Source organism: Paludibacterium purpuratum, assembly GCF_004363805.1.
In the GTDB taxonomy this organism is placed as follows: Bacteria; Pseudomonadota; Gammaproteobacteria; order Burkholderiales; family Chromobacteriaceae; genus Paludibacterium; species Paludibacterium purpuratum.
The window spans coordinates 46,714-67,077 of record NZ_SNZP01000003.1 but is presented as its reverse complement, the minus strand read 5'-3'; the positions used below and the strand labels follow the sequence as shown (position 1 = coordinate 67,077).

The following is a 20,364-nucleotide window of genomic DNA, read 5'->3' as shown; positions in this document are numbered from 1 at the left end:
GTAAGGATGCGCTCCCTGCGATATATGTTTGTCTGGTTGCTGCTGCTGTGCTGCCTGGCACCGCGATTGCAAGCCGCAACCATTCTGGTGCTCGGCGATAGCCTCTCGGCCGGTTACGGTCTGCCGACGGTGGAGCAAGGCTGGGTCAAGCTGCTCGCCCGCGATTTAGCGCCGCGGCACAAGGTGGTCAACGCCAGCGTGTCGGGCGCAACCACCGCCGATGGACTAACCCGTCTGCCGCGCGCTCTGGTGGAAAATCGACCGGACTGGGTCATCATTGCGCTCGGCGGCAACGATGGCCTGCGCGGTTTGCCGCTGGCGGCCATGCAGGCCAATCTACGCCAAATGGTGCAGTTGTGCCGGCAAGCGCATGCCCGGGTACTGCTCGTCGGCATCGAGCTGCCCCCCAACTACGGTCGAAGCTATACCCAAGCGTTTCACACGGTTTACGACCGACTGGCCCAGCAGGCGCGACTGGCCTATGTACCCGATTTGATGGCTGGTTTCGCCGGCGATTTGCGCCAATTCCAGCCGGACGGCATTCACCCCGCCGCGTCGGCGCAAACGAAAATGATGCAGACCGTCAAACGGCGCTTACCGCTTTAAGATTACGCAAGCAGGCTGGCCCCATCGGCCTGGAATGGTTCAGAAATGTTGCTTAGGGCCTTCTGAACACCTCAAGAAGAAAGCAATGTGCATGCGCACCCGCCTCAAACACTTACTGGCGCCGTATCGCGGCCTACCACGCTCGGTCTACATTCAGCTGGTCTGTTCGCTGACCAACAACATGGGCGGCATGGCCAAGCTGTTCCTGCCGCTGTATTTGCACGCCAACTACGGTGTCGGCTACCGCTGGGTCGGCACCATGGTATCGGCTTACGGTTTTGGGGTTTTGATCGGTGCGTATCGCGGCGGCAGTCTGTCCGATCGCTACGACAGCCGGCTTCTGTCCAAACTGTTCCTAGCGGGCGCCGCGCTCTCCATGATCCTGCTGTCCATGCCGATTCCGTTGTGGCTGTTCGCACCGGTGCTTCTGGTTTCGGGCTTGTGCGACGGCGCTTTTCGCCCACTCAATCAACGGCTGGCACTTGAGCCCTGTCCACCGGCGCGGCGCGCGCAGGCGCAAGGCATGTTGCGTATCGCCATGAACCTCGGCGTGGCGATGAGCGGCATCACCGGCGGCTTTCTGGCCACGCTGGGCTATCAGTGGGTGTATTTGAGCAATGGCGTCGCCACCGGCATCGCCGCCCTTTGGCTGGCTTGGGCCTACCGGCGCACACCGGTCGTACTGGAGCAACGCCATAGCGAAAACGCCGGGGCAAACCTGGCGCATCTGAGCCCATGGCGCGACGTGCCCTTCTTGCGGCTGCTAGGCGGCATGGTGGTGGCGGCGGCGGTCTTCGACCAGCTCTATTCGGTGGTCGGACTGTACCTGGCCGAATACAACCATCTCGGCCCGAACTGGTTGGGCATTTTGTTCACCATCAACGGACTGATGGTGGTGTTTTTGCAGGTGCCGATCGCGCGTCGCATGGAACAATGGGGAGTCGGCCGCTGTGCGCAGTGGGGCGTGGTGCTGACCGGCTTGAGCTATTTGTTGCTGTTGGTCGGGCCGCAGCCCATCTGGCCGATCCTGATGGTGATCGCGCAGACCACCTCGGAGCTGCTGATCTCGCCGGCCTTTATGTTATTGGTGATGCGCCGCTCGGAAGGCCGCCTGCGCGGGCGTTACATGGGTCTTTATAGCTCGGCCTGGGCTGGCCGCACCTTGTTCGCGCCGGCGCTGGGCGCTTGGGTTTACGGTACCGCCGGCGGCACCACCCTGTGGGTCGGCTGTGCGCTGGCCACGGTCCTGGCCGCACTGATCCAACTGACGCCGGTACGCATCATCCTCAACCAGGCGCCGCCCGATGAGGCCGTCGCCCAGCAGGCTTGAAGTCGAGAAACTCGGCAATGCGGCGGTAGGTCTGGTCGCAAGCCGCTTTAGCGCACTGCTCCATGTTCAGAAAGGCATGCAGCATGTCCGGGTGATGCAGCTGTTCGACCGCCACACCGGCAGTCTGCAGACGCTGTAGATAATGTGTCGCTTCGTCGCACAGCGGATCGAACCCCGCGCTGACTATCAACGTGGCGGGCATGCCGGATCCGATAGGCAGATGGAGCGGCGAGACGGCGCGGCGATCCTCGCCGTGCTGGAAGTATTGCTCGAAATACCACGCGATGCGTGCGCGCGTCAGAAAATAGCCCAGGCCCTTTTGATCCATCGATGGCGCCGACATGGTGTAATCCAGGCAGGGATAGAGCAGCACTTGCCGCGCGAGCGGCACATCGGGCTCGTACTGCAGGCGCGCCGAGAGTGTCGCGGCCAGTGCGGCGCCGGCCGAATCGCCCGCTAACGCCAAGCGCGGGGTAAATGTCAGTTGCCGCGTCTGCAGCAGCGCGAATGCGCCCTTGGCCGCCGTGTAAGCATCGAGCACAGCGGCCGGATAAGGATTTTCCGGCGCCAGGCGGTATTCCGGCACCATGACAATGTGCCCGGTGGCAGCGGCCAAGCGCCGGCTGATGGGATCATAGACGCTGACGCTGCCGGCGGTATGACCGCCGCCGTGCAGATACAGCAGCACCGGCCTGGCCTCGCCAGGTGCGGGGTGGTAGATGCGTACCGGCACGGCGTAATCCCGGCCGGCGATAAGGTCGTCGTTGACCCAGGCGATAGCCGGTCCATCCGAGACCAACTGTCGTGTCACACCGGCTAGCGCTTCGCGCGCGCCAATGGCTGTCGGCTTGTAACCATTGGCGAGCATCTGCGCCACTTTTTGGTTGAATGCGTTAAGCCAGTCCGCCAGTTGTGGATTGAGTTCGCTCTCGGCCATTGACATCTCCTAGGCGCCAAAATATTCATAAAGCATAACAAGTTGACACAAAAAAGCCAGTCGATCCGACTGGCTTTTCGAAGGGCGTGCACAACGCCTCGCTTGCATCTGGCTTACACGACGATGGCAGAACCCGCGTCAAGATAGCGAGCCAACTCCGAATAGCCCGAATTGTCCGCGACCATCAGTCCATCCTGCGACTCGTCTCGTTGTACGGCGGGGCAGGCGCAGCTTTCTCTCGGCCCCATGATCGTAAACTCCAGGTGCGACTCGCTGCTGCCATCGAAACTCTTCACGGGAAGCTTAGCCACCGCCCATTTGCCCGCCCCCAGTTCGTCGACCTTCGTGGTATCGAAATGTGGCTGCCCCTCCGCATCGATCATGAAACGAATCGCACCGGCCCCCTGATCAGCATGAAACCCATTGAGCCTCAGCAGCGGCACTTCCTGCCAGTCTTGCGACTGCAAGCGATTTTCGCCTGAATCGACATCTTCCACGTTGATATTCGTGTTATCGACGCTGGCCACGGCATTGGCACCGCGCTCGTCCCATTCCAGCATGACATCGCTGCTGAATCGGAACCTCGCCGGGTGGTTCCCGCTTCCGGTATTGCCCGCCGTATTTGCCTGGGAAGTCATCGAGTTGACATTACTATTGCTCATCGGAGAATCCTCAAAAGAGTTTGCAATCTGTTGTTCAAGTTCTCGTACGCTACGCGTAATTCATGCGCTCACGCACAGCCAACATTAAACAATAAATTACAAATGATTCAAGGAAACAAACCCCATTTCCCATCACTTCCGATAAAGCCGTCGGAACGTGCATCGCCGATACCCTTTTGACATCGGAAATCGGCAGAGAGGACGCAATGGGGCTGCACCACCAACCGGGCGCACAAGAAAAAAGCCCGCCGGGGAACCGGTCGGGCTTTTATCCGTTCTTGCGAAACGGGCGTCTTGTAACTGTCGTTTACAGCGATTCGGCATTTTCCGCCAGGTAGGAGGCCACACCGCTAATGCTGGCTTGCATGGCCTTCTTGCCCTTGTTCCAACCTGCCGGGCATACGTCGCCGTTTTCTTCAAAGAACTGCAGGGCATCGACCATACGCAGGGCTTCGTCGATATTGCGCCCCAGCGGCATATCGTTGACGACCTGATGGCGAACCACGCCGCTCTTGTCGATCAGGAAGGTGCCGCGGAAAGCCGGGCCTTCATCCGACTCGACGTCGAAAGCGCGAGCCAGTGCATGGTTGACGTCGGCGATCAGGGTATAGCCCACTTGGCCGATACCGCCCTTTTCGACGGCGGTGTTACGCCATGCGTTGTGGGTGAACTCGCTGTCGATCGAAACCCCGATCACTTCGACGTTACGCTTTTTGAATTCTTCTAGGCGATGGTCGAAAGCGATCAATTCGGACGGGCATACGAACGTGAAGTCCAGCGGGTAAAAGAACACCACCGCGTATTTGCCAGCCGTCGATTTTTGGAAGTTGTAGTCTTCGACGATCTGGCCATCGCCCAACACTGCGGCGAAACGCTTGTCTGCATCATGGAAAAACGGAGCTTGCTTACCAACAAGTACTGCCATCATGGATCTCCTTTTTAGCATCTGTTTGGCGTCAAGCGCCAGGAGTTGGCATATTTATAGCGCAAGCCCGGCGCCAGCGGAAATTGTAAATAAATATCGGAGTAATTAATTTTCTCAATGCCCATTGAAAATCATACTCTTACCTACTTACACACCGAGGCCATGCACAGTGTAGCTGTATGCGCTGGCGACAACCGACGCAACAAGAAAATGAGAGGCCTTCCTCGGGAATCCGCCGGCTGACTGTACGCCCTTTTCGCCGCGAAAGAGGATGAACCGGCGCTAGCGCACAAAAACAAACAGCCCGGAGGCGTCGATGCCTCTGGGCTGTTGTTGATCGGGTAGGCTTGCGCCGCCCGCTTATTGGCCTTCGGTTTTGCGCAGGCGCAGGTTCAGCTCGCGCAGTTGCTTGTCGTCGACGTGGTTCGGCGCCTGGGTCAACAGGCACTGGGCACGCTGAGTCTTGGGGAAGGCGATCACGTCGCGGATCGACTCGGCACCGGCCATCAGCGTCACCAAACGGTCGAGGCCGAAGGCCAAACCGCCATGCGGCGGTGCGCCGAATTTCAGGTTGTCGAGCAGGAAGCCGAACTTGTTCTGTTGCTCTTCCGGCGTAATCTTCAGTGCGGCGAATACCTTCTCCTGCACTTCGGCGCGATGGATACGGATCGAACCGCCACCGATTTCCCAGCCGTTGAGCACCATGTCGTAGGCACGCGCCAGGCACGCGCCCGGATTGCTCTCCAGCATGTCCTCGTGCCCAGGCTTGGGCGAAGTGAACGGGTGGTGGCAAGCCGTCCAACGGTCGTCTTCATCGTCGTGTTCGAACATCGGGAAGTCGACCACCCACAGCGGACGCCATTCCTTGCTGGCCAAACCCTTCTCGTGGCCGACCTTGATGCGCAGCGCACCCAACGATTCGTTGACCACCTTGGCGCTGTCGGCGCCGAAGAAGATCAGGTCGCCGTTCTGGGCTTCGGTACGGCGGATGATTTCCGCCAGCGCGGCGTCCGACAAGAACTTGACGATCGGCGACTGCAGGCCGCTGTCTTCGCCGTTGGTCAGCTTGGTGACGTCGTTGACCTTGATGTAGGCCAGGCCCTTGGCGCCATAGATGGCGACAAACTGGGTGTAGTCGTCGATTTCCTTGCGCGAGAGCGCTGCGCCGCCCGGAATCTTCAGCGCGGCGACACGGCCGTTCGGCAGGTCGGCGGCGGCACGGAATACCTTGAACGACTCGGTCTTCATCAGATCGGTCAATTCGGTAAAGGCCAGCGGCACGCGCATATCCGGCTTGTCGGAACCGTAGTAGAACATCGCGTCGGCGTAGGTCATGCGCGGGAACGCGGGCAACTCGACGTCCAGCACGTCGCGGAAGATCTCGCGCGTCATGGACTCGGTGATATCCATGATCTCTTCCTCGCCCAAGAACGAGGTTTCGATATCGATCTGCGTGAATTCCGGCTGACGGTCGGCGCGCAGGTCCTCGTCGCGGAAGCACTTGGTGATCTGGTAGTAGCGGTCGAAGCCGGCCACCATCAACAGCTGCTTGAACAACTGCGGCGATTGCGGCAGAGCGAAGAATTCACCCGGGTGCACGCGCGACGGTACCAGGTAGTCGCGAGCGCCTTCCGGCGTCGAGCGGGTCAGCATCGGCGTTTCGATATCGATGAAGCCCTTGCGGTCGAGGTACTGGCGCACGCCCATGGCCACGCGGTAGCGCAGACGCAGATTCTTCTGCATTTGCGGACGGCGCAGGTCGATGACGCGGTGGGTCAGGCGGACATTTTCCGACAGGCCTTCGTCGTCGATCTGGAACGGCGGGGTCACGGCGCTGTTCAGCACTTCGATTTCCTTGGCGAGAATCTCGATCTCGCCGGAAATCAGGTTGGCGTTGCCGGTACCGGCCGGGCGCTCGCGCACGATCCCGGTCACCGACAGAACGAACTCGTTGCGGCTGGCATCGGCGGTGGCAAAGGCTTCCGGGGTATCCGGATCGATCACCACCTGCACCAGGCCTTCACGGTCGCGCAGGTCGATGAAGATCACGCCGCCATGGTCGCGGCGGCGATGTGCCCAGCCCTTGACCGTCACGGTCTGGCCCAGATATTTCTTGTCAATCAGTCCGCAGTAATCGGTTCGCATATTTACAATCGCTTTAATTCAATCAAATTCGTAAAGAGGAGTAGCTTAACGCGTTTGGGCGCCGAAACAAAATCAGGCAGCCGCCAAGCGGAAAGAGCGTGGCATGAACAGCAAAAAACCGGCGCACCGCCGGCGGACGAGAACGCCCGTCAGTGCTTGCGAGCGGACTGAGGTGCCACCACCCCCATGGAAATCACGTATTTCAGCGCCTCGTCGACGCTCATTTCGAGCTCTCGCGTATCCTTCTTCGCCACCATGATGAAATAGCCGGAAGTCGGATTCGGCGTCGTCGGCACGTAAACGCTGATGTATTCGTCCGCACCCAACAGCGGTGCCAGGTTGTCGGACGGGCGGCCGGTCTGAAAGGCCACGGTCCACGCATCCTGATGCGGGAAACGCACCAGCAGCGCACGACGGAAGGCCTGTCCGGAGTCGGACAGCAGGGTATCGCTCACCTGCTTGACGCTGTTGTAGATCGATTTGACCACCGGCGTGCGCGAGATCACCCCGTGCCAGAACATCAACAGCCGCTGGCCCAGCACATTGGCGGTCAGCATGCCGGTGCCAAGCAGCACCAGCACCGCGAAGATGACCCCGAAACCCGGAATATTGACGCCGAGCAGATGGTCGGGACGCCAGGCATCCGGCAGCAGCGTCAAGGTCTGATCCAGCGTGCCGACGATCAGGTTCAGCACCCAGAGCGTCACCGCCAGCGGGAGCCACAATAACAGGCCGGTAACCAAATACCCCTTAAGGGTCATCTTTATCGGTTTCATGTCAGGAGTGGCTGCAGGCTCCGGAACAGGCGTGACCGCCGGCAGACGAATCGGCTGCCGGGCAACCGCCACCCTTGAAGTCGGTGGCATACCAGCCCTTGCCCTTCAACTGGAAACCGGCGGCCGACAGCAGCTTGCGGTACTGGGTGCTGCCGCAGGACGGGCAGTTGGCGATCTGCTCGTCGGTCATTTTTTGCAGGTGTTCCTTCTGGCTGCCACAGTCGTCGCAGCGATACTCATAAATCGGCATATTACATACTCCGCACTGATGACATTGATACGGCCGGGGCAAATTCGATTCGAGCCCAGGCGTTCCGCACCGTTGAGGCGCAGATGAGGCCAACTGGCACAAACTCAAGGGGGAAAGGCGATTATATCCGACAACGGAGGTTATCGCAGCCTAATGCACATGCGGAAACATTCTTGATATTGCATTGCAACAAACCACGTCTACCATGAAGTATTTGAACCCGACACAGGAGTGTCCATGGACGTGAGCGGCAACATCATCGCAGGCAAGAGAGGCTTGGTGGTCGGCATCGCCAACGATCAGAGCATCGCTTACGGCTGCGCCAGCGTACTGCGCGAACTCGGGGCGGAATTGGCCGTCACCTATTTGAACGAGAAAGCGGAAAAATACGTCCGGCCGCTGGCCGAAGGCCTGGGTGCGCAACTGATCCTGCCGCTCAACGTCGAAGAGCCTGGGCAGATGGCGCAGGTGTTCGAGCAAATCCATCGCGACTGGGGACAACTGGACTTTGTCGTGCACTCGATCGCCTTCTGCCCCATGGAAGACTTGCACGGCCGCGTGGTGGACTGCTCGTTGCCCGGCTTCCAACAAGCCATGCGGGTATCTTGCTACTCCTTCCTGGAACTGGCCCGGCATGCCGAGCCGTTGATGACGCATGGCGGCACGCTCTTGACCATGAGCTACTACGGCTCCGACAAGGTAGTGGAAAATTACAATATCATGGGGCCAGTCAAGGCGGCGCTGGAGAGCGTCAGCCGTTACATGGCGCACGAGCTGGGCCCCAAGGGCATCCGCGTGCACGCCCTGTCGCCGGGGCCGCTGAAAACCCGCGCGGCATCGGGTATCGCCCATTTCGACAGTCTGATCAACGAGGCCATCGCCCGCGCGCCGCAGAGCCGCCTGGTGGACATCGAGGACGTCGGCCAAGTCGCCGCCTTCCTGATTTCAGACGCCGCGCGCGCCCTGACCGGCGCAACGATCTATGTCGACGGTGGTTTCAACATCATGGCCTGAGGGGGTAAACATGTTACTACGCGACGCGCATGCATTCGAAGACATCCGCGAAGAAGCCAAACGGCTCGGCCCGCTACCGATGGCGGTGGCGCACCCTTGCAGCCGCGAATCGCTGCTGGGCGCGGTGGAAACCTTCCTGGACGGGGTAGCGACGCCGATTCTGATCGGCCCGGAAAACAAAATTCGCCGGCTGGCGGAAGAGATCGACCTCGACCTGCAGGATATCGAGGTCATCGACGTGCCGCATAGCCATGCGGCGGCCGAGACCGCCGTTGCTTTGGCACGCGACGGCAAGGCCGACATCCTGATGAAAGGCAGTCTACACACCGACGAATTCATGACCGAAGTGCTGGCACGCGCCACCGGGGTACGCACTGACCGCCGCATCAGCCATGTGTTCATCATGCGCGTCGAGAGCTATCCGCGTTATCTGTTCATCACCGATGCCGCCATCAACATCAGCCCGGACCTGATGACCAAGCGGGATATCTGCCAGAACGCCATCGACCTGTGCCACTCCCTCGGCATCGCCGAGCCCAAGGTCGCGATTCTGTCGGCCGTCGAGACCATCACGCCGGAAATCGGTTCCACCGTCGACGCCGCCGCCCTCTGCAAGATGGCCGACCGCGGCCAGATCCGAGGCGCGCTGCTGGACGGCCCGCTGGCCTTCGACAATGCCATTTCGCTACAGGCGGCCGACACCAAGGGCATCGTCTCGTCGGTGGCCGGCAGCCCCGACATCCTGCTGGTGCCGGACCTGGAGTCCGGCAACATGCTGGCCAAGCAGTTGACCTACCTGGCGGCGGCGGCCTCTGCCGGTATCGTCATGGGCGCGCGCGTGCCGATCGTACTTACCAGCCGCTCGGAAGACGCGCCGGGGCGCCTGGCATCGGCCGCCATCGCCAACCTGCTGGCGCATCGTCGGCACAAGATCGGGAAGATCGCATGAGGCCCAGCCTGCTCGCCGTCAACGCCGGCTCCGCCACGCTCAAGTTCCGCGTCTACGCCGACGACGGCGCCGACCTGCTGGTCAGCGGCCTGATCGACCGCTTCGGCGAACCCGCCGACAGTGTGTTGACCCTGTCGGACGCTCGCGGCAACCGGCTAGAGGAAAAAACGCTGCAAGAGGCCGGCAAGGAGGCCGCGGTGGCGGCGATGATCAACACGCTGGCCGACCACCGCCTGCGCGTCGATGCGGTCGTGCACCGCGTGGTTCATGGCGGCGGTGTCTATACCAGCCCGGTGCGGCTGACCGACGAGGTTCGCGAGCGTATGGCTCAGTGGATACCGCTGGCGCCGTTGCATCAGCCGATCAGTCTGGCGGTGATCGACGCCTTCAGCGCGCTCGATCCCGGTCTGTGCCAGATCGCCTGCTTCGACACCGCCTTCCACGCGACCCAACCGGAAGTCGCCACCCGCTTCGGCATTGCGCGCCACTGGCACGACGAAGGCATCCGCCGCTACGGCTTCCACGGTCTGTCCTATGCCTCGATCGCGCGCCGCCTGCCGGAGCTGGGGCTGGCCCAGGGACGGGTGGTGGTGTGCCATCTCGGCAGCGGCGCCAGCGCCTGCGCACTGCTCGATGGCGCAAGCGTGGCCGCCAGCACCGGCTTCTCCACCGTGGAAGGGCTGATGATGTCTACCCGGCCGGGGTCGATCGACGCCGAGGTACTGCTCTACTGGATGGAGCACGAAGGCATGGGGGTGCGGGAAGTGCGGCGCGAGCTGTACAAGAACTCCGGCCTACTTGGGGTATCCGGCCTGTCGGCCGACATGCGCCAACTGCTGGCGAGCCCGTTGCCGGCCGCGCGCGAGGCGGTGGAGCTGTTCTGCTACCGGGTGGTGCGCGAGGTCGGGGCTTTGGCCGCCAGCATGAAAGGCATCGATGCGTTGATCTTCACCGCCGGCATCGGCGAGCGCTCGCCGGAGATCCGTGCCCGCATCCTGACGCAACTGCATTGGCTGGGTTTCGAACTCGACCTGGCGGCCAACCTGGCGCAGGCACGTCGTCTCACCGCACCGGCCAGTACCCGACACGCTTACTTGCTACCCACCGATGAAGAAGGGGAAATGGCGCGTGCCGCCGCCGAACTGCTGGCGACATAAAGCGCGCTGTACCGACCGCATCGAGCGAAAGTGAATGCGGTCATTTTGTCGAAGAGACGTATTCGCCGCCAACATATCGATAGCGAACCCAGGCACCGGAAACGCGCGCGAGCACGCCCCCCCGGATTTCGGTGCCGCGGGTTTTGACGAGGAGATCCGGCCAGTCTTTTTTGCCGTTATCGTCGAACCGGGCTGTATCGATAAGCCACGAAAAGCATGGCAGCCGCTTGCGGCCGGACGTTGGCACTTCGCCCACGGCGGCCTTGCGACAATCCGCCGACTTGCTGCTTGCGCTTAGGATCGCGCCGGCGCCATGCCAGCCGTTTTGGTCAAACAAGAAAATGCTGCGCCAGACGTAGACCGCGCCCGGGCCGGCATCCCGCTCATCCACCGTCAGGGCCATCTTGCAGCCCGCCAGCGAAACCATTTTCGCCTCAACGCGCGCAGGAGAATCAAACGGCGCATTCGGGTCTTTTATCGCGTGGACATCGCCGAACGAACCGGCTTCTGCGAAGTGGGGTTGTGCCCTCCCCCATACCTCGGGCACGCCATCCTTAATACGAAAAGTCACGGCCCCGATATGCGCTTGGCCGACATGGCTGCCATCGACTGCCGTCACCAAGAACACCGTGCGATAGCGCGTTCCGGAGACGGTAAAATTCCGAGAAAACCAAACGCGCGTGGCTTTCGTCGCCGCAAGCGATCCAGTTTGGCCGTCATGCAAATATTGCAGCGCGGCGTCTTCAGGCGAGGTATTGGGCGGCAGCGCGTCCCCTGCTTTCCAATTGCCGGCAATCGCCGGTATGGCGACGGCGCAGAAAACCGCGGCGGCTATCGCCAGCGGATCAAGAATGGGACAGCGCCTGTTCATCGTCGATCCACCTTCGTTTAGGTGACGCTTACAGAATCGGCACTGACCGAAGATTTTTCAAGGTAGGGAAAAACGGCAGCGACAGATAGCAAAAAAGCTCCCGTGGGAGCCTTTTTCGCCTCATATCGCAGCTAAACCGCTTAGGCGGCCATTGCCTTGATTTGAGCAGACAGACGGCTCTTATGGCGAGCGGCCTTATTCTTGTGGAACACGCCCTTGTCGGCGATGCGATCGAGAACCTTGACCGATACCTGGAAGACTTCGCGGGCGGCAGCCTTGTCGCCGGCCTCGACAGCCTTGAGTACTTTCTTCACTGCGGTGCGAAACGCAGTGCGCAGGCTGGCGTTGTGCGCGCGCTGCTTGAGAGCCTGGCGTGCACGCTTGCGAGCTTGTGCGCTATTAGCCATGAAACTTTCTCCTGGTGAACTGAATCTGAAACCCGCGATTTTATGCTTTAAGTTCTCGTTTTGCAAGAAAAATACCGACGACCCTTCAGGCGGGCTGCAAGCGCCACATTTGGCGGGGCCGAAAAGCTACGACAGACAGGGTTTAGGCTAAACTTGTGCCCCTTCGCACTCCGTCATTTCGGGCATGAACCTTTTCAAGACATTGGCCCGCGTCAGCAGCATCACCCTGCTGTCGCGCATTCTGGGATTCGCGCGCGACACGCTGATTGCGCGTCTATTCGGCGCGGGCCCGGCCACCGATGCCTTCTTCGTTGCCTTCAAGCTGCCCAACCTGCTGCGCCGCTTGTTTTCCGAGGGCGCGTTTGCCCAGGCGTTCGTGCCGATGTTGAGCGAACATCGGCACGGCAAGCCGCACGCCGAGACCCGCGCCTTCATCGCCAACATCACCGCTATGCTTGGCCTGGCGCTCAGCCTGTTCACCGCATTGTGCATGCTGGCCGCGCCGCTCCTGGTCTGGCTGATGGCGCCGGGTTTCAGCCGCAACAGTCATCAATTCGCCCTGACCGTCGAACTGCTGCGCATCACCCTGCCTTATATCCTACTGATCTCGCTGTCGTCGCTGGCCGGCAGCATTCTCAACGCCTGGGGCCGTTTTTCCGTGCCGGCCTTCACGCCGGCACTGCTCAACCTGACCTTCATCGCTTTCGCGCTCGGGCTGGCGAAGCACTTCGATCCGCCGGTGATGGTGCTGGCGTGGGCCACCTTCGCCGGCGGCTGCTTGCAGTTGCTCTATCCATTGTTCGCGCTCAAACGCCTCGACCTGCTGCCGCGCCCGCGCCTCGACCTGCGCGACCAGGCCGCCTGGCGCATGGTCTACCGCATGCTGCCGGCCATCTTCAGCGTCTCGGTGGCGCAGATCTCGCTGCTGCTCAATTCGACCTTCGCCTCCTTCCTACCCACCGGCAGCGTGTCGTGGATGTACTACGCCGACCGCTTGATGGAATTTCCCACCGGCGTACTCGGCGCCGCGCTCGGCACCATTCTGCTGCCGTCGCTCAGCCGGCACGCGGCAACGCGCGATCACGCGGCCTATAGTGCGCTGCTCGACTGGGGCATTCGCCTGACATTGCTGCTGGCGCTGCCTGCCACCGTCGGCCTGGCCATGCTGGCCGGCCCGTTGACCGATACGCTGTTCCGCTACGGCCAATTCACACCGTTGGACGCCGCCATGACGCGTCAGGCCCTGATCGCCTACGCCTTGGGATTGGTCGGCCTGATTCTGATCAAAGTCCTGGTGCCGGGCTTTCTCGCGCGGCAGAATCTGCGTGCGCCGGTGCGTATCGCCGTATGGACGCTGCTGGCCACGCTGGCGATGAACCTGCTTTTCATCGCGCCGCTACGCCACGCCGGCCTGGCCTTGTCCATCGGACTGGCCGCCCTATTCAATGCCGGCCTGCTACTCTATGAATTGTGGCGCGTGCGCATCTATCGGCCGGGTGCCGGCTGGCAGGCGTTCCTGCTGCGATTATTCGCCGCGCTCGCCGTCATGGCGCTGATCCTGCTGCAAGTACAGGCCGATTTGCCCGTGGGCTGGGATCGACTCGGCACTGGGCGCATGACAGGGCTCGCCCTGTTGATCGGGCTTGGCGCCATCGGTTATTTTCTGGCGCTGTTGGCGCTCGGGCTACGTCCGCGCCACCTGCGTCATCCATAACAACGGAGTTCATCCCGCATGACCACGCAACAACCGGAACACTCGCCGCTGGGCAAAAAAGTCGATTATCAGGATCACTACGATCCGACGCTGCTGTTCCCGATCCCGCGTCGCGCCAAGCGCGAGGAGATCGGTGTCGACGAAGCGGCGCTGCCCTTCGCCGGCTGCGACATCTGGAACGGTTACGAGCTGTCCTGGCTCAACGCGCGCGGCAAGCCGCAGATCGCCATCGCCACCATCGTCATTCCCGCCGAATCGCCGAGCCTGATCGAATCGAAGTCGTTCAAGCTATATCTGAACACCTTCAACCAAACGCGGCTGGATAACGATCAGGCGGTGATCGATTGCCTGACGCGCGACCTGAGCCACGCCGCCGGCGCGCAAGTTTTGGTCACGCTGACCCGCCCCGCCGCTTTCGTCGCCGAGCGCTTTGCCGAGCTACCTGGCGAATCGATCGACGAACTCGACATCGCGGTCGACGACTATAGCCCCGACCCAAGCCGACTGACGGCCCACGCCGGCGACATCGTCGAGGAGACGCTGTGCTCCGACCTGCTGAAATCCAACTGTTTGGTCACCGGCCAACCCGATTGGGGCAGCGTCACCGTGCACTACCGTGGCGCTCGCATCGATCGCGAGGGTCTGCTGCGCTACCTGATCGGCTTCCGCCAGCACAACGAATTCCACGAGCAGTGCGTCGAACGTATCTTCGTCGACCTACTGCGCCAATGCCGGCCCGAAGTTTTGACCGTGTACGCCCGCTATACCCGCCGCGGCGGTCTGGACATCAACCCCTGGCGCAGCAACGACCCGAATGCCAGCGCGCCGGTCAATCTGCGCACCGCAAGGCAATGAGGCACTCATGAAAACCCTGCCGCTGCTACTTCTTACGCTGGCGCTGACCGGTTGCGCCACCCTCAACGAACAAGAATGCCGGACGATTACGCCGGCTCAGTTGGGGCAGAAGGACGGCCAGCAGGGTTACGGCTTGTGGCGACTCGACAAGCATGTCGAATCGTGTGCTCGCTTCGGCATCGATTTCGATCGCGCCGCCTACCTGGCGGCGCGCGAACAGGGTCTTAAGAGTTACTGCACCCCGGACAACGGCGAAAAGGTCGGCGAGCGCGGCGAAACCTACGAGGGCGTCTGCCCGGCGCAGTCCGAACCCGCCTTCCTGGCAAAATACCGCCCGGCCTATCGCGAATACCTCGACGACACGCGAAGCGGGCCGTTCTGGTTTCCTTGGCCGATGAGGTATTAGGACTACCAGCGGCACCCCCGGTCGGTCGCGGTATCCACCACCAATGGCACAATCGCCAGCAACCCCATCCCGCTGTAGGCATGGCGACATTCCGGCCTCGCGCTGGCTTCCAGCGACTGCTGTAGCGGCGTCTTGGCTGGTGGCGTCGCATCGGGCGACAACCGCCCGGCCGTGCTCCGCGCCGCCGTCTCGCGCTGCTCGCGCATGACCGCGCCGGCCGCGGCACGGATCGTCGCCTGACCAAGATCCACCGCGGGGGTGTGCGCGGCGCCGCTCGATGCGGACGGCCGCCCTGCTCGCGAGATGGGGGTCTGTCGACGCTCGCCGGAAACGGCAGGCCGTACCGCAGGCGCCGAGATAGCCGGCACTGACACGGCAGCCGGGCGAGTCGACAACGTCAGCGTGATAGTACTGGCCGGCATGGCCGCCGACGGCGCCATGGCGCCGCGCGAGCCCCAAGCCAATAGTCCTAGGTGCACAAACACCGACAGAGACAGAAACACCGCCAAGGCGCGACCGCGTTCGAACCTTGGGGTCATTTGACAAATGTTCACAATTTTTCCTCCCTCGCCGGCAGATGCCCCAAGACTCGCCAGGCACAAGCATCAGGTCGGAAAACACCCGCAAAGTTCAGACCCGGCAGATAGCGCCGCGGTTGCATTTGACGTCCCACGCCCTCAAGGTATAACAATATCCGCTAACCTATGCCGTACAAGGATCGCCACCATGCAGGAATGCTTCTATCTCGACCCCTATCAAACTCGCCTGGAAACCAGCGTGGTACGCCACCGCGAAGGCGGTGTGGTACTGTCCGACACCATTTGCTATCCGCAAGGCGGCGGACAGCCCGGCGACACCGGCACGCTAACCCTGCCCGACGGCACGACCCTGTCGATCGAGAACACCCGCCGCGACCCCGAAAGCGGCGATATCGTGCACTTCCTGCCCGACAATGCGCAGTACCCCCGCTCCGGCACGCCGGTCGTGGTACAGATCGATTGGGCGCGCCGACACCGCCACATGCGGATGCACACCTGTCTGCATCTGTTGTCCGAGGTGCTGAAATATGAAGTCACCAGCGGTAATCTGACAGCGGAAAGCGCCCGGCTGGACTTCAACTTGCCGGAAGGCGAGGAACTGGACAAACAAGACATCGAAACCCGGCTCAACTGCATGATCGACGCCGATCATGCGGTGATCATGAAGATGATCCCCAGTGCCGAATTGATCACCCAGCCTGACTTGATCGCCTCGATGGCACTGCCGCCGCCGCTCGACAAGCCGGAAGTGCACCTGGTGGAAATCCAGAGCGTCAGTCTCGAACCTTGTGGCGGCACTCACGTTCGCCACACCGCCGAAATCGGCCGCGTGGCGGTGAAGAAAATCGAAAACAAGGGCAAGCGCAACAAGCGCGTCATCATCGCTTTCGCGGAAGAATAACGATCCGAACCAGGAGACAAAGACTGTGGCAGAACAATTCTATCAAGACCCCTACCAGACCCGGCTCGAAACCACCGTCGTCGGCCAAGACGCCCAAGGCGGCGTGATTTTGGCCGACACGCTGTGTTACCCGCTCGGCGGCGGACAGCCTGCCGACACCGGCACGCTCTGCACCGCCGATGGCATCGGCTACCCGGTGGTCAACACCCTGCGCGACCCTGACAGCGGCCAGATCACCCACTACCTGGCCGGCGCCCCCGAACTGCCGGTCGGCGCCCAGGTCACGCTGGAACTCGACTGGGCGCGCCGCTACCGCCATATGCGCATGCATACCTGCCAGCATCTCCTGTCGGTGGTGCTGCCTTACGAAGTGACCGGCGGCAACCTCAACGAAGAAGGCGGCCGTATGGACTTCAACCTGCCGGAAGGCGTGGTGCTCGACAAGGAGAGCATCCAGCGCGAACTCGACCGGCTGATCGCCGAGGACCACGCCGTACGCCTGCACATCACCAGCAGCGAAGCGCTGCGCTCGCAGCCGGAATTGGTCAAGACCATGACCGCGCCGCCGCCGATGGATGCCGAGGAAGTGCATTTGGTGGAAATCGAAGGGGTCGACCTGCAATCCTGTGCCGGCACGCATGTGCGCAGCACCGCGGAAGTGGGCCAGGTTCTGGTGAAGAAGATCGAGAACAAGGGCGCGCGCAATAAGCGCGTGCACCTGACTCTGTTGTAGCGTGCGTTCGCGAAGCAACGCACGATTTTTGCATACCCGAAAACGTGCGTTGCCTCCGGCGCACACGCGCTACGCCTGCTGCGAGACCCCCAGCCGGCGCCGGATGAAGCCGCGCAGTCCATCCATCAGCGTGTACACCACCGGCACCACCAAAAGCGTCAATAGCGTCGAAGTGATCAGGCCGCCGATGATGGCCTGGGCCATCGGCCGCTGGGTTTCGGCGCCGTCGCCCATCGATAGCGCCAGCGGCAGCATGCCGAAGATCATCGCCAGGCTGGTCATCACGATCGGCCGCAAACGCACCCGGCCGGCCGCCAGGATCGCCTCGTGACGCGACAAGCCCTCGCGCCGCGACTGATTGATGAAATCGACCAGCAAGATCCCGTTCTTGGCCGCCAGCCCCATCAGCATCACGATGCCGATGACCGAGAACATATTGAGCGTCGAGCCGCACAGCCACAGCGCCACGAACACGCCGACGAAGGCCAGCGGCAGCGCCATCATGATGGTGATCGGCAGGGTAAAACTGCGGAACTGCGCCGCCAGGATCATGTAAATGAAGATCAAGCCCATCGACAGTGCCGACAGCGCCGCTTTCAGCGACTCTTCCATATTCTGCCGGTCGCCCTGCTGATCCAGCGAGACGCCTTCCGGCAGCGCCGTCTTGGCGATCATCTTATCGATATCGGCGAACACCGCCGCCGGGTCGCGGCCGACGATATTGGCGGTTACCGTGATTTCCCGTTGCAAGTCGACTCGGTCGATCTGACGCGGACTCTGGCCGTTTTTAAGCTGAGTGACGGTCGACAGCGGTACCATGGCGGCCGGGCCGGCGGCATCGCGATTGCCGGCCACCGTCAGCACATCCAGCAGTTCGCTGCGGCGCAGCGACTTGGGGACTTGCAGCCGCACATCGTAATTCTCGCCGTCCGGCGCCTCCCAGGTGGTCACCACCGAACCGCCCAATAACGTCGACAGCGTCTGGCCGACGCGGTTGAGATCGATCCCCAGCGTCGCGGCGGCATCGCGCCGTACTTCGATATCCAGCGCCGGGTCGGTGTCGGCCAGCGAAGAGCGCGCATCGGTGACACCCGGCACCTTCGACAGGCCGGCGATAAACTGCTTGGCCGCCTGCGACAATGCCGCCAGATCGTTGCCGCGCACGGCGATGTTGACCGGCTGCCCGCCGCCGCCCTCCTGATCGAGCTCGCTCACCGACTGCACCTCGATGCCGCCGATCTGCTGCGCCAGCTGTCTGGCCTGTTCGATGATCTCCGGCAGGGAACGCTTGCGCTGATCGCGCGGGCCGATATCCACCCGTAGCGAACCTTCGGACGACACCGAACCGAAGTCGCCGTTGCCGGTCGACACGCCGATGGATTTCACCTCTGGAATCTGCCGATGCAGCAGCGCTTCCAATATGCGCGCCTTGTCGGTGGTGTAGGCAAGCGACGAACCCGCCTCGGTCTTGAAACTGACCAGGAAACGTCCCTTGTCCTGCCGCGGCATGAATTCGCCGCCAATGCTCGGGATCAGCGCAAAGCTGCCGATCGTCAGCAACAGCGCCGCCGCCAGCACCGTTTTGCGGTGGCGCAACGACCAGTCGAGTACGCGCTCGTAGTGGCGCATCGTCCGGTCGAGCAAGGACTCGAAGCCGTCTAGCAGTCGGCCAAGCGGCCCTTTATGCCGATCGCCGTAGCGGTGCGGATCGGGCCAGATCGACGACAACATCGGATCGAGCGAGAAACTCACCAGCATGGAGATCAGCACCGCCACGGTGACCGTCAGGCCGAATTGGTGGAAGAACTTGCCGATCACCCCGTTCATGAACCCCACCGGCAGAAACACCGCCACGATGGTCAAGGTGGTGGCCAGCACCGCCAGGCCGATTTCATTGGTGCCGTCGAGCGCCGCCTGGTGGTGATTCTTGCCCAGATTCAGGTGACGCACGATGTTCTCGCGCACCACGATGGCGTCGTCGATCAACAGGCCGATCGACAGCGACAGCGCCATCAGCGTCATCAGATTGAGGGTAAAACCGGACGCCTGCACGGCGAACATGGTACCGATCAGCGACACCGGCAAGGTCAGGCCGGTAATCACCGTGCTGCGCCACGAGCCCAGGAACAGGAACACGATCAGCACCGTCAAGACGGCGCCCTCGATCAGCGTGGATTGCACGTTGGCCAACGAACGCTTGATGCTGATCGACTTATCCTCGGTGAAATAGACGCTGGTGCCGGCCGGCATGGCGCTCTTCATGTCGTCGAGCACCTGGTGCACGCCATCGGCCACATTGACGACGTTGGCGCCGCGCGTGGCGCGAATATCGATGCCGACCCCGGGCTTGCCGTCGATCAACGCCACGCTGTCCTGCTCGCCCTCGGCATCGGCCACGGTCGCCACATCCGCAAGCGTAATCGGGCTGCTGTCGCGATAGCCGATCACCAGGCGGGCGAAATCCTCCGGCGTCTTCAATTTGCCGGTGATACGCACCGCCAGCTCGTTATGCGCCGTACTCACCGTGCCGGCCGGGAAATCGCGGTTGGCGGTCTGGATGGCATCGGAGACATCCGGCACCGACAAGCCCTGCGCCTCCAGCCGCCAGGGATCGAGTTGAATATGGATTTCGCGCGCCATGCCGCCGATCACCCGCACGTCGCCGACGCCGGCCACCGTCTGCAGCCGCTTTTTCAGCGACTTCTGGATCCAGGTGGTCAACGCGCGCTGATTGACTTGGTTCGAATTCAGCGTCAACGACATCAGCGGCTGGTCGTTCGGGTTGAACTGCGACACCGTCGGGGTGGAAATCTCGCGGCGGAACTGCCCCTGCACGCCGCCGATGCGGTCGCGCACGTCCTGCAACGCGGCGGCGGGATCGACACCGAGTTCGAACTCGGCCACCACGTAGGAGATGCCGAGCATGGAATAGGAGCGGATGTGTTTGACGCCGCTGATGGTGTTAACCGCCTCTTCCAGCGGTCGCGATACCTCGCTCTCCACCACCGCGGGCGATGCGCCGTTGTACTGGGTAATCACCACCGCCACCGGGAAACGGATATCGGGATACTCCTCGACCGGCAGTCGCCACCAGGCGAAGGCGCCGAGCACCACCAGCGCCAACATCAGCACGGTGGCGAAATAGGGATTATTGACACTGATGCGCGTGAGCCACATGGTGCGTTCC

General features: G+C 62.0%; 20 protein-coding genes. 10 read left to right on the top strand and 10 right to left on the bottom strand.

The genetic code is table 11. The annotated features are described in order from the left end of the window. Positions 1–6 precede the first annotated feature (6 nt). Positions 7–606, top strand: a complete 600-nt coding sequence (locus DFP86_RS04335; protein ID WP_133678790.1) for an arylesterase — start codon at positions 7–9, stop codon at positions 604–606. A 91-nt stretch (positions 607–697) separates the two neighbouring features. Then, positions 698–1,936 carry an MFS transporter gene (locus tag DFP86_RS04330; RefSeq protein WP_166642145.1) on the top strand — a complete coding sequence of 413 codons (1,239 nt, stop codon included), beginning with the start codon at positions 698–700 and terminating at the stop codon, positions 1,934–1,936. Here DFP86_RS04330 and DFP86_RS04325 read toward each other — a convergent pair. From DFP86_RS04325 to DFP86_RS04300, 6 genes are all read right to left on the bottom strand, one after another. Continuing rightward, positions 1,893–2,873 carry an alpha/beta hydrolase gene (locus DFP86_RS04325; RefSeq protein ID WP_133678788.1) on the bottom strand — a complete coding sequence of 327 codons (981 nt, stop codon included), beginning with the start codon at positions 2,871–2,873 and terminating at the stop codon, positions 1,893–1,895. The two genes, DFP86_RS04330 and DFP86_RS04325, sit on opposite strands and share 44 nt — an antisense overlap. 113 nt (positions 2,874–2,986) lie before the next feature. Next, entirely contained in the window at positions 2,987–3,535 is a 549-nt protein-coding gene (locus tag DFP86_RS04320) for a VCBS domain-containing protein (protein WP_133678787.1), read from the bottom strand. A gap of 307 nt (positions 3,536–3,842) precedes the next feature. After that, positions 3,843–4,460: a peroxiredoxin gene (locus DFP86_RS04315; RefSeq protein WP_133678981.1), complete on the bottom strand. Its 618-nt coding sequence runs from the start codon at positions 4,458–4,460 to the stop codon at positions 3,843–3,845. A gap of 360 nt (positions 4,461–4,820) precedes the next feature. After that, positions 4,821–6,605 (bottom strand): aspartate--tRNA ligase, encoded by a 1,785-nt coding sequence (aspS, locus tag DFP86_RS04310; RefSeq protein ID WP_133678786.1) that lies wholly within the window; start codon positions 6,603–6,605, stop codon positions 4,821–4,823. Between the two features lie 149 nt (positions 6,606–6,754). Further along, positions 6,755–7,381, bottom strand: a complete 627-nt coding sequence (locus DFP86_RS04305; RefSeq protein ID WP_133678785.1) for a DUF502 domain-containing protein — start codon at positions 7,379–7,381, stop codon at positions 6,755–6,757. 1 nt (position 7,382) lies between these two features. After that, entirely contained in the window at positions 7,383–7,631 is a 249-nt protein-coding gene (locus DFP86_RS04300; RefSeq protein ID WP_133678784.1) for an FmdB family zinc ribbon protein, read from the bottom strand. 237 nt (positions 7,632–7,868) lie between these two features. Here DFP86_RS04300 and fabI point away from each other — a divergent pair, with 237 nt between their 5' ends. From fabI to DFP86_RS04285, 3 genes are read left to right on the top strand one after another with little or no spacing between them, the layout of a single operon-like run. Further along, positions 7,869–8,645, top strand: coding sequence for an enoyl-ACP reductase FabI (fabI, locus tag DFP86_RS04295; protein ID WP_133678783.1), 777 nt, complete (start codon positions 7,869–7,871; stop codon positions 8,643–8,645). A 10-nt stretch (positions 8,646–8,655) separates the two neighbouring features. Beyond that, positions 8,656–9,594: a phosphate acetyltransferase gene (locus DFP86_RS04290; protein ID WP_133678782.1), complete on the top strand. Its 939-nt coding sequence runs from the start codon at positions 8,656–8,658 to the stop codon at positions 9,592–9,594. Next, on the top strand, positions 9,591–10,751 hold the full coding sequence (locus tag DFP86_RS04285; protein WP_133678781.1) for an acetate/propionate family kinase: 1,161 nt from the start codon (positions 9,591–9,593) through the stop codon (positions 10,749–10,751). Before DFP86_RS04290 ends, DFP86_RS04285 begins: the two co-directional genes overlap by 4 nt. A gap of 40 nt (positions 10,752–10,791) precedes the next feature. Here the strand turns inward: DFP86_RS04285 and DFP86_RS04280 are convergent, their stop codons facing one another. Both DFP86_RS04280 and rpsT read right to left on the bottom strand, forming a co-directional pair. Further along, positions 10,792–11,622 (bottom strand): hypothetical protein, encoded by an 831-nt coding sequence (locus DFP86_RS04280; RefSeq protein WP_133678780.1) that lies wholly within the window; start codon positions 11,620–11,622, stop codon positions 10,792–10,794. Between the two features lie 140 nt (positions 11,623–11,762). Further along, on the bottom strand, positions 11,763–12,029 hold the full coding sequence (rpsT, locus tag DFP86_RS04275; protein ID WP_133678779.1) for a 30S ribosomal protein S20: 267 nt from the start codon (positions 12,027–12,029) through the stop codon (positions 11,763–11,765). Positions 12,030–12,213: 184 nt separating this feature from the next. Here rpsT and murJ point away from each other — a divergent pair, with 184 nt between their 5' ends. Genes murJ through DFP86_RS04260 form a run of 3 tightly spaced genes read left to right on the top strand, consistent with a single transcriptional unit; the run spans position 12,214 to position 15,004 of the window. Then, positions 12,214–13,743, top strand: coding sequence for a murein biosynthesis integral membrane protein MurJ (murJ, locus tag DFP86_RS04270; RefSeq protein WP_133678778.1), 1,530 nt, complete (start codon positions 12,214–12,216; stop codon positions 13,741–13,743). Between the two features lie 18 nt (positions 13,744–13,761). Then, a complete protein-coding gene (gene queF, locus DFP86_RS04265; RefSeq protein WP_133678777.1) occupies positions 13,762–14,598 on the top strand; it encodes an NADPH-dependent 7-cyano-7-deazaguanine reductase QueF in 837 nt (278 codons plus the stop codon). 7 nt (positions 14,599–14,605) lie between these two features. Continuing rightward, a complete protein-coding gene (locus tag DFP86_RS04260) occupies positions 14,606–15,004 on the top strand; it encodes a DUF2799 domain-containing protein (RefSeq protein ID WP_133678776.1) in 399 nt (132 codons plus the stop codon). A 2-nt stretch (positions 15,005–15,006) separates the two neighbouring features. Here the strand turns inward: DFP86_RS04260 and DFP86_RS04255 are convergent, their stop codons facing one another. Then, entirely contained in the window at positions 15,007–15,543 is a 537-nt protein-coding gene (locus DFP86_RS04255) for a hypothetical protein (RefSeq protein ID WP_133678775.1), read from the bottom strand. Positions 15,544–15,730: 187 nt separating this feature from the next. On the opposite strand from DFP86_RS04255, the gene DFP86_RS04250 reads away from it, so the two are divergent. Together DFP86_RS04250 and DFP86_RS04245 are read left to right on the top strand one after the other, a co-directional pair. Next, positions 15,731–16,444: an alanyl-tRNA editing protein gene (locus DFP86_RS04250; RefSeq protein WP_133678774.1), complete on the top strand. Its 714-nt coding sequence runs from the start codon at positions 15,731–15,733 to the stop codon at positions 16,442–16,444. Between the two features lie 25 nt (positions 16,445–16,469). Further along, positions 16,470–17,177, top strand: coding sequence for an alanyl-tRNA editing protein (locus DFP86_RS04245; protein WP_133678773.1), 708 nt, complete (start codon positions 16,470–16,472; stop codon positions 17,175–17,177). 69 nt (positions 17,178–17,246) lie between these two features. Here DFP86_RS04245 and DFP86_RS04240 read toward each other — a convergent pair whose 3' ends face one another. Next, entirely contained in the window at positions 17,247–20,354 is a 3,108-nt protein-coding gene (locus DFP86_RS04240; RefSeq protein WP_133678772.1) for an efflux RND transporter permease subunit, read from the bottom strand. Positions 20,355–20,364: the final 10 nt, after the last annotated feature.

Bases quoted from the DNA above. Each gene is read 5' to 3' on its own strand.
- DFP86_RS04335 (WP_133678790.1), top strand. From the start codon at position 7: ATGCGCTCCCTGCGATATATGTTTGTCTGGTTGCTGCTGCTGTGCTGC.
- DFP86_RS04330 (WP_166642145.1), top strand. From the start codon at position 698: ATGCGCACCCGCCTCAAACACTTACTGGCGCCGTATCGCGGCCTACCA.
- DFP86_RS04325 (WP_133678788.1), bottom strand. From the start codon at position 2,873: ATGGCCGAGAGCGAACTCAATCCACAACTGGCGGACTGGCTTAACGCA.
- DFP86_RS04320 (WP_133678787.1), bottom strand. From the start codon at position 3,535: ATGAGCAATAGTAATGTCAACTCGATGACTTCCCAGGCAAATACGGCG.
- DFP86_RS04315 (WP_133678981.1), bottom strand. From the start codon at position 4,460: ATGGCAGTACTTGTTGGTAAGCAAGCTCCGTTTTTCCATGATGCAGAC.
- aspS (WP_133678786.1), bottom strand. From the start codon at position 6,605: ATGCGAACCGATTACTGCGGACTGATTGACAAGAAATATCTGGGCCAG.
- DFP86_RS04305 (WP_133678785.1), bottom strand. From the start codon at position 7,381: ATGAAACCGATAAAGATGACCCTTAAGGGGTATTTGGTTACCGGCCTG.
- DFP86_RS04300 (WP_133678784.1), bottom strand. From the start codon at position 7,631: ATGCCGATTTATGAGTATCGCTGCGACGACTGTGGCAGCCAGAAGGAA.
- fabI (WP_133678783.1), top strand. From the start codon at position 7,869: ATGGACGTGAGCGGCAACATCATCGCAGGCAAGAGAGGCTTGGTGGTC.
- DFP86_RS04290 (WP_133678782.1), top strand. From the start codon at position 8,656: ATGTTACTACGCGACGCGCATGCATTCGAAGACATCCGCGAAGAAGCC.
- DFP86_RS04285 (WP_133678781.1), top strand. From the start codon at position 9,591: ATGAGGCCCAGCCTGCTCGCCGTCAACGCCGGCTCCGCCACGCTCAAG.
- DFP86_RS04280 (WP_133678780.1), bottom strand. From the start codon at position 11,622: ATGAACAGGCGCTGTCCCATTCTTGATCCGCTGGCGATAGCCGCCGCG.
- rpsT (WP_133678779.1), bottom strand. From the start codon at position 12,029: ATGGCTAATAGCGCACAAGCTCGCAAGCGTGCACGCCAGGCTCTCAAG.
- murJ (WP_133678778.1), top strand. From the start codon at position 12,214: ATGAACCTTTTCAAGACATTGGCCCGCGTCAGCAGCATCACCCTGCTG.
- queF (WP_133678777.1), top strand. From the start codon at position 13,762: ATGACCACGCAACAACCGGAACACTCGCCGCTGGGCAAAAAAGTCGAT.
- DFP86_RS04260 (WP_133678776.1), top strand. From the start codon at position 14,606: ATGAAAACCCTGCCGCTGCTACTTCTTACGCTGGCGCTGACCGGTTGC.
- DFP86_RS04255 (WP_133678775.1), bottom strand. From the start codon at position 15,543: ATGACCCCAAGGTTCGAACGCGGTCGCGCCTTGGCGGTGTTTCTGTCT.
- DFP86_RS04250 (WP_133678774.1), top strand. From the start codon at position 15,731: ATGCAGGAATGCTTCTATCTCGACCCCTATCAAACTCGCCTGGAAACC.
- DFP86_RS04240 (WP_133678772.1), bottom strand. From the start codon at position 20,354: ATGTGGCTCACGCGCATCAGTGTCAATAATCCCTATTTCGCCACCGTG.